Below are 2,375 nucleotides of genomic sequence, written 5' to 3'. Positions count from 1 at the left end.
GACATAAAATATTTTATTTATTGGAAGGTATTTAGTTTTGTTGAATTTATGTGACTGTTTCAATTCGTGTTGGTGAAAAAAATATCAAAAAAAATAACGAACGGGTACGAACTCTGGGTAATATGAGTTCGTCCCAGTTCGTTTTATTTCGTTGTTTAAAAATTTACTAAGACTATGCTATAATTGAAGCCCAATTCACAACATTATCAAGCTCTGCTTTGCGGTCTTTGCGCCCTTTGCGGTGAGTAATCTATACTATAAACTGCCAAGAACAGGCAAAGTACGCAAAGAAGTAAAAATTATGCCAACATGTAATGTAAAACATACAGTAAATAATTCGGGCGCCTGAAAAATGACCAAATGCAACAACCTTAAATAGAACACTAACAAAATTTAGAATATTAAAAGCAGAAGGAACTCTCCATGAGCAGCACCATTGAAACTGTTAGACAGCTATCAAGAGACCTTGGAATAAATGAAGACACGCTTGTTCAGGAAAGTATTATAGAGTACCTTAAATCCAGGATCAAAGCGTGTATGACGGATCGACTGGAGATCATGTCCAGATACCAAATATCATCTCGGGATGAATTCGAAACCAAAGTGCAGGACGGTACCATTCCTGAACATCCCGGATGGGAGGATCTGATAACTCTTGAAAACCTTGAGAATGCAATAAACAAATTGAAAATGGAACTCTCACATGTTAGAGACATATCTACTTCTCGAGTCAATAGTCAAAACATATGAAGAAATTGTATTGGAAACGAAAATACTTAAACTTCCTTCAGGAGAAGCATCCAAACTAAGGATCGAGCTGGTTGATGGGAGTTTTGCAGATGTGTGGATTTCTGTTTCTGGAAATTATTCATATCACTGGAATAGACTTGAAATCGATGGAACAATATTTCGTTATGATAATGCACCACATAAAGTCTGGGCATATGTAGCTACTTTTCCCCATCATTTCCATAACGGCGATGATAAAGCAGTGATCGAAAGTGATATGGACTCAAAACCAGATATACAGATGAAAAAATTCATGGATTTTGTGCGTACAACTCTGCTGGAATCATTTAACTGAAACTGCGACGCCTTTTAAGGATATTTACATTACACGCGTTCGCTGCCTCAGCTTTTGCCCCCGCCGATCTCCCATTATCCACACTCCGCCCCAGGCGCACTGCAGAAGTCACTATTCCAGACGCGGCTGCATTCCCTGTCCTCTCTGCAACCAAACCGGCGGCGGTCACTCTGGAGAACTCGATCTCCACCCGGCGGGTATCACTTAACACGCACAGGCCGCTTGCGTGCAGTCTGAATACAGGCAGTGGAGCTGACGCGTCTGAGTTGTGCCTCAGAAGGGCGGTACTGTGAATATGCGTTACAGAGTAGAGGATATGCCTGATGGGCTGATTCTGACTACTAAGAAATTACCTGTGGCGGCCGGATGGACCACTATTGTATGGAGGCAAACAATCTGAAAGGGGCCACCAAGAAGCGGCTGATAAAATTCCTGGGCAACAAGTATGACTGGGATAAACAGCGGATTCAGTTCAGGCTGACCAGGGCTCTGATTGCAGAGCGATACGCTGCAAGTCATTAATTTCAGGGGCCAAAGGCCCCAAGTTCTTTTTTTTAAGTTAGCTCGAATAATTTCTTACTGACATTATCCATTAGTGAATAATATCCCTTGATACGGCCATATATCTCTTCCGCTACTTCCTCGTGATAGGTATGAGCTGTCATATTCCTATCATCTGTCATTTCGAGGGCAAGCACGGTTTCCTCTTCTGTGATCAAGTTAACCTTAAAGGATTCTTTGAAGCATGATTTTGGAGAATTGCAGACAATTCCTTCTTTGACCCTGAGATACTCCTTTGTGAACTTCCAGAAAACCTCGAAACTGTATTCAAATCTTTGAATTGCCGCATCCAGTAGTATCATGTGTTAAGATGTTTAGTTTTTCCATATCTCTCCCTCCTTCAGTGCTTTTTTCCTGAAAACATCTGATACAGTGGACATGTCTATCACATCAACTTTATATGGTATATTTAGATTTTCCAGTTTATCTTTTAGATAGACCAGTTTTTTTCGATCATATCCCTGTTTGGGCAGAATCCCAATATCGAAATCCGAATGTCTGTTGAAATCTCCCCTGGCCCTTGAGCCGAAAAGAAAAATGGTTATATTCTTAATGATATGTATTTTGGGAATGGGTTTTTCTGCAAAGGAATTACTTCTTTATTTTTTTATTTTTATACTTTAAACAAATCATAAATCTTAAATATATTTACCCAGTCCAGTACCAGCAATGGTCAGATGGTGGGAGAACGAATCTGCCAGAGTTCCACTGGCAGTGATAGGAATATTGT

At 40.3% G+C, this 2,375-nt stretch carries 5 protein-coding genes; 3 read left to right on the top strand and 2 right to left on the bottom strand.

Annotated elements, in window-relative coordinates:
* Positions 1–423: 423 nt before the first annotated feature.
* From IBX40_12735 to IBX40_12725, 3 genes are all read left to right on the top strand, one after another.
* Positions 424–750: a hypothetical protein gene (locus IBX40_12735; GenBank protein ID MBE0525176.1), complete on the top strand. Its 327-nt coding sequence runs from the start codon at positions 424–426 to the stop codon at positions 748–750.
* A 10-nt stretch (positions 751–760) separates the two neighbouring features.
* The gene (locus IBX40_12730; protein MBE0525175.1) at positions 761–1,084 is read left to right on the top strand and encodes a hypothetical protein; all 324 of its coding nucleotides are present in this window, start codon (positions 761–763) and stop codon (positions 1,082–1,084) included.
* 366 nt (positions 1,085–1,450) lie between these two features.
* The gene (locus IBX40_12725) at positions 1,451–1,606 is read left to right on the top strand and encodes a hypothetical protein (protein ID MBE0525174.1); all 156 of its coding nucleotides are present in this window, start codon (positions 1,451–1,453) and stop codon (positions 1,604–1,606) included.
* Between the two features lie 32 nt (positions 1,607–1,638).
* Here the strand turns inward: IBX40_12725 and IBX40_12720 are convergent, their stop codons facing one another.
* Together IBX40_12720 and IBX40_12715 are read right to left on the bottom strand one after the other, a co-directional pair.
* Positions 1,639–1,947 (bottom strand): nucleotidyltransferase substrate binding protein, encoded by a 309-nt coding sequence (locus IBX40_12720; GenBank protein ID MBE0525173.1) that lies wholly within the window; start codon positions 1,945–1,947, stop codon positions 1,639–1,641.
* A gap of 12 nt (positions 1,948–1,959) precedes the next feature.
* Positions 1,960–2,217 carry a nucleotidyltransferase domain-containing protein gene (locus IBX40_12715; protein MBE0525172.1) on the bottom strand — a complete coding sequence of 86 codons (258 nt, stop codon included), beginning with the start codon at positions 2,215–2,217 and terminating at the stop codon, positions 1,960–1,962.
* Between the last annotated feature and the right edge of the window lie 158 nt (positions 2,218–2,375).

Source organism: Methanosarcinales archaeon (genome assembly GCA_014859725.1).
Taxonomy (GTDB): domain Archaea; phylum Halobacteriota; class Methanosarcinia; order Methanosarcinales; family Methanocomedenaceae; genus Kmv04.
This window is presented reverse-complemented; position numbering and strand designations above follow the sequence as displayed.

Bases quoted from the DNA above. Each gene is read 5' to 3' on its own strand.
- IBX40_12725 (MBE0525174.1), top strand. From the start codon at position 1,451: ATGGACCACTATTGTATGGAGGCAAACAATCTGAAAGGGGCCACCAAG.
- IBX40_12720 (MBE0525173.1), bottom strand. From the start codon at position 1,947: ATGATACTACTGGATGCGGCAATTCAAAGATTTGAATACAGTTTCGAG.
- IBX40_12735 (MBE0525176.1), top strand. From the start codon at position 424: ATGAGCAGCACCATTGAAACTGTTAGACAGCTATCAAGAGACCTTGGA.